Below are 5,132 nucleotides of genomic sequence, written 5' to 3'. Positions count from 1 at the left end.
GTGACGGAATCATGGCGATGCGCAGCGCCGCCATGATTCCGTCACGGATCGGCACGATGCTGCCGATGAACCGCTCGTCCTCGGCCACCAGCCGGTTGTGCTCCTGGATGTCCTTCGTCCAGCCTCGTGTCCATTCGGGGAGCTCTTCCCGGTCGGTTCCGGTCGCAACGTGACCGTGCCAGATCACGTTGTCGCACAGCCAGAGCCCGCCGACGCGGATCCGGTCTCGTGCGGCGAGCCAGCAGTCCGGGTAGCCGTCCTTGTCGACATCGCAGTACACGATGTCGAACTCGCCGTCCTCTTCGGCGAAGACTTCCAATGCGTCGCCGACTTTGTAGGTCACCCGGTCCCAGACACCGGCCTGGCGCAGGTACTGTTCCGCCAGCCGTGCGTTCTCCGGGTCGCCTTCGGTGCAGACCACGGAGCCCGCGGGTCCGACCGCGCGGGCGAACCAGTACGCCGAGTAGCCGTAGCCTGAGCCGAGCTCCATCACGCGGCTCGCACCGATGGAGCGCGCCGCGAGCTCGAGGTACCGGCCAGAGGCCCTGCCCACGATGGGGAACCCCTTCTCCTCGGCCAATGCTTCCATCTCGGTCAGTACGGGGTCATCGTGTTCGGTTCCGGCCAAGTCGGTGAGATAGCCCTCGACCTTGTCATCCATCCAGCGGCTCATCTTCGAACCGTAACGGAATCGGTGCCGTCCGGTCAGGGTTGCAGCCTTGCGTGTCTCGTGTACGCGTCCGGCTCGCGGGGGCGGACACGGCACAATGAACCATGGCCCGCTGGGTGCTGCACGTGGACCTTGACCAGTTCATCGCCGCCGTCGAGGTGTTGCGCGATCCTGAGCTGCGCGGACGGCCCGTCGTCGTGGGTGGCGACGGGGATCCGACCAAGCGGGGTGTTGTCAGCACGGCCTCGTACGAAGCGCGGGAGTACGGCGTGCATTCAGGGCTGCCGCTGCGGTTGGCCGCCCGTCGCTGCCCAGACGCGGTGTTCCTCCCCGTCGACCGGGACACATACGACGCGGTGTCGGTAGAGGTGATGACGGTGCTGCGGGAGTTCGGCGTGGTCGAGGTCCTGGGGTGGGATGAGGCGTTTCTCGGCGTCGACCACGACGATCCGGAGTCCACGGCTCGGCGGATCCAGGAACGCGTGCGGGAGGCGACCGATCTCGACTGCACCGTCGGAATCGGGCAGAACAGGTTGCAGGCCAAACTGGCCACCGGGTTCGGCAAACCATCCGGCGTGTTCCGGCTGACCCATCAGACGTGGTTCGCGGTGCTCGGTGATCAGCCCACTGACGCGTTGTACGGCATCGGGCGCAAAACGGCGAAGCGGCTGGAAAGCCTCGGGATCGTGACGGTTCGGCAGCTCGCTCACGCGGATCCGGACGCGCTGGCGGCGCGGATCGGGCCGACGACCGGGCCGTGGCTGGTGCGGGTGGGCCGGGGCCAGGCAGGCTCTGCAGTGTCAGACACCCCGCACGTCGCCCGTTCTCGAAGCCGCGAGACGACCTTCCAGAGCGATCTCGACCACTGGGAGGATGTCACGGCTGAGGTCATCCGGCTGGCGCGCCTCGTCGCCGCCGACGTGGTCGGAGAGGCCCGCCCGGCCGTCCGCGTCGTCGTAAAAGTCCGCTACGTACCATTCTTCACCTATACACACGGGAAGGCGCTGCCAGCTCCGACCGCGGAAGCCCCGGCGATCGAGGAAGCGGCTCTCGCGGCGCTCGGCGCGTTCACCGATCGACGACCTGTGAGACTGCTGGGGGTTCGCGCGGAGTTCGCCCGTTGACGCGCTGACGTGCTGACGTGCTGAGGTGTTGGCGCGCTGAGGTCGGTGGCCCGTGGCGCGCCGTCCGGTCGACAAAGCGCTCGCGACTGGCCCGTGTCAGATCTGTCTGTCCGGGATCAGGCGGGTGAAGATTCCGGGTTCTAAACTCGGAGGTGTGCGTGATGCCACAGCTAGGCGGCTTTCTCGTCTGCACATTTTCCTCTACCGGCTGACCGGCGGGGTGATCGGCCGACGGCTGGTCCGCAACGACATGCTGTTGCTCACCACGCGGGGCCGGAAGACCGGCAAGCCGCACCGGGTGCCGTTGCTTTACCTCAGCGACGGCGACACGCCCGTGGTGATCGCTTCGTGGGGCGGACGCCCGAACCATCCCGAGTGGTACCAGAACCTCCAGGCCGATCCGCGCGCGATGGTGCAGGTGCGGTCGGAGAAGTGGCCGGTGCGCGCCCGTACGGCGACCCCGGAGGAGCGGGAGGTGTGGTGGCCGAAGGTGCTCGCCGCCTACCACGGCTACCGCGTCTACGAATCGAACACGGACCGCCTCATTCCGGTCGTCTTCCTCGAAGCCGACGACGAGCGACGTGGCGATCGCGGCTGAGGGCAGCGCGTCGTCGGCCCCGCTGGTGGACATGAGGCTCGGACGATGTCTGAGATCAAAGTCGCTGATGAGAGACGTGAGGAACGGCGCAGAGCCTTTCGGAGCGGCATCCGAATGGTGGCTTGCGGAGGTCCTGTAGCGGTTCTGAGGCCGAACCGCCTGGGTGGCAAACCTACGGCGGTGCCAGACGCGGTGACGCAAACTGGATACTTGTTCTGATGGAGCAGCCGACCAGTCAGCCGATCACCCGGGACTTCTTGTCTCGTCCAGGCATCGAGGTAGCGCCGGATCTGCTCGGAGGTGTGCTGTGCCATCGGACTGCCGAGGGCGTCGTCGCGGTACGGCTCACCGAGGTCGAGGCGTATATGGGCGCCGACGACCCAGGTTCACATGCTTATCGAGGGCAGACGCCGCGCAACGCGGTGATGTTCGGGCCGGCGGGCTTCCTCTACGTGTATTTCACGTACGGGATGCACTTCTGTGCGAACGTCGTGTGCGGGGAGGACGGCACGGCCACGGCTGTGCTGCTCCGGGCCGGAGAGGTTGTGGAGGGACAGGACGTCGCCCAGAGTCGCCGGCCTGCGGTTCGTACCCCACGTGACTTGGCGCGCGGCCCTGCGAGGCTGACGACAACGCTTGGCATAGCGCGGGAGCACAACGGTGCTGATCTGATCGGCGAGGCGAGTGAGCTGTCCTTGGAGCGCTCGGACGAGCTGCCGGAACGAGTCGCCACCGGGCCGCGAGTGGGCGTCGCCAGTCCCGGGGGTGACGGTGTGCATTTCCCGTGGCGTTTCTGGATCGAAAGTGATCCGACGGTTTCCACGTACCGCGCGCACAGTCCACGACGACGGCGGAAGGCCTAGCACTGAAGGCCGGACTACCGCGACAGGCCGCTCGAGCGTGATCACGACTGCTCGGGCATATGGGGGCGTGCCCGGCCGCGTGCGGATTCGGGCGTGCGCCCATGCGGAATATGCGGGAACATTGGGGGAGGCCGGGACCTGCCGGCGTGGGCGCGCCTAGCACGTCGGGACCGAGCGCCCGGAACCACTGTGATCTTCGAAGGAGACATGAGCACCGTGACCGATATCATCGACGAGCTGCATTGGCGCGGTTTGATCGCGCTGTCGACCGACGAGCAGGCGCTGCGCGCCGCTCTGGCGGCTGGTCCGGTCACGTACTACTGCGGCTTCGACCCCACAGCGCCTAGCCTGCACATAGGAAACCTGGTCCAGCTGCTGACCATGCGGCGACTGCAGGACGCGGGACACAACCCTCTCGCGTTGGTGGGCGGGGCGACGGGCCTGATCGGTGATCCGAAGATGGCGGGGGAACGCACACTCAACGAGCCCGACGTTGTGGCCGGGTGGGTGGAAGGTATCCGCCGCCAGATCGAGCCGTTGCTCGACTTCTCCGGGCCGCATGCGGCGGAGCTGGTCAACAACCTGGACTGGACGTCCGGCCTGTCGGCGATCGACTTCCTGCGAGACGTCGGCAAGCATTTCCGCGTCGGCCGCATGCTCAGTAAGGAGTCGGTGAGCGCACGGCTGAACAGCGAGCAAGGGATCAGTTTCACCGAGTTCAGCTACCAGATCCTGCAAGGAATGGACTTCCTGGAACTCAGGCGCCGGTACGGATGCACGCTGCAGACCGGCGGCAGCGACCAGTGGGGCAACCTGACCAGTGGCGTCGACCTGATCCACCGGGTGGAACACGAGGCCGTCCACGCACTGGGAACGCCGCTGATGACCAAGGCTGACGGAACCAAGTTCGGGAAGACCGAGGGCGGGGCGGTATGGCTTGATCCAGAGATGACGAGTCCGTACGCCTTCTTCCAGTTCTGGCTCAACAGCGATGACCGGGACGTCGTCAACTACCTGAAGGTCTTCACCTTCCGAAGCCAGGATGAGATCGCGGAGCTGGAGAAGGAGCTCGCGGAGAAGCCCGCGGCGAGAGCGGCTCAACGCGCGCTGGCTCAAGATGTGACCGCGCTCGTGCACGGTGCGGAAGAGACTGAACGTGTCGAAGCGGCGTCGCGCGCGTTGTTCGGCTTCGGGGCACTGCAAGATCTCGACGCGAGGACTCTCGGGGCGGCGCTGGCCGAAGCGGGCGCACCCCGCGTGGAGGCAGGCGCGGAGCTGCCGACGTACATCGAGTTGTTCGTCCAGTCGGGCCTCGTGCCGTCACGCTCGGCCGCGCGACGCGCGCTGGCGGAAGGCGGGGCGTACGTGAATAACCTCCGCCTCGATCCCGGCCTCGATCCGGAAGCCCGGCCGGCTCACGACGATCTTCTCCACGGTCGCTGGCTGGTTCTGCGCCGGGGCAAGCGCACCGTTGGCGGCGTCGACCTGGCCTGACCTGGCGTTTTGGAGGAGTGGGCGGCGTCACGTCGGCCTCATTTGACGTCGCCCGCTCGCAGGTCGTAAGTTTCTCTAGGCCTACGGGAGCGGGACGCCGAGTTTGGCGGCCGGCCGTGGTGCCAAACCTCCTGAGAAGGACATCCAAGCCGGGCTCACACGGGTCGGGTTGGGTCGGTCATCTCATGAGGTGCCTCCCAAGACTGTGTAAGCGTCAGTCGGACATCGGCCCAGTTTTATGCCAGATGTTCGGGACACGAAGCCCGGTTGGACGTGGTAGGCTAGTGGAGTTGCCCCGGCGAGGAGTGCGGTACTGACTCTGGTCCAGCGCCAGTTCGGATAAAAGTCCGGATTTGACGCGGAGAGCTGGGAAAACATAAGCT

Annotated in this window: 5 protein-coding genes; 4 read left to right on the top strand and 1 reads right to left on the bottom strand. The window is 66.4% G+C overall.

The genetic code is table 11. The annotated features are described in order from the left end of the window. The coding region (locus ELR45_RS26975) for an O-methyltransferase (protein WP_165368129.1) at positions 1–673 on the bottom strand (673 nt) is incomplete at its 3' end. 101 nt (positions 674–774) lie between these two features. Between ELR45_RS26975 and ELR45_RS26970 the strand changes: the two genes are divergently transcribed. The 4 genes from ELR45_RS26970 (at position 775) to tyrS (ending at position 4,749) form a co-directional block, all read left to right on the top strand. Beyond that, a complete protein-coding gene (locus ELR45_RS26970; protein ID WP_129669100.1) occupies positions 775–1,794 on the top strand; it encodes a DNA polymerase IV in 1,020 nt (339 codons plus the stop codon). Between the two features lie 154 nt (positions 1,795–1,948). Beyond that, positions 1,949–2,392 (top strand): nitroreductase family deazaflavin-dependent oxidoreductase, encoded by a 444-nt coding sequence (locus ELR45_RS26965; protein WP_205857347.1) that lies wholly within the window; start codon positions 1,949–1,951, stop codon positions 2,390–2,392. A gap of 215 nt (positions 2,393–2,607) precedes the next feature. Continuing rightward, entirely contained in the window at positions 2,608–3,255 is a 648-nt protein-coding gene (locus ELR45_RS26960; protein WP_420813958.1) for a DNA-3-methyladenine glycosylase, read from the top strand. A 216-nt stretch (positions 3,256–3,471) separates the two neighbouring features. Beyond that, on the top strand, positions 3,472–4,749 hold the full coding sequence (gene tyrS / locus ELR45_RS26955) for a tyrosine--tRNA ligase (RefSeq protein ID WP_129669203.1): 1,278 nt from the start codon (positions 3,472–3,474) through the stop codon (positions 4,747–4,749). Positions 4,750–5,132 lie beyond the last annotated feature (383 nt).

It is taken from the genome of Phytoactinopolyspora endophytica (assembly GCF_004138495.1).
Classification (GTDB): domain Bacteria; phylum Actinomycetota; class Actinomycetes; order Jiangellales; family Jiangellaceae; genus Phytoactinopolyspora; species Phytoactinopolyspora endophytica.
This window is presented reverse-complemented; position numbering and strand designations above follow the sequence as displayed.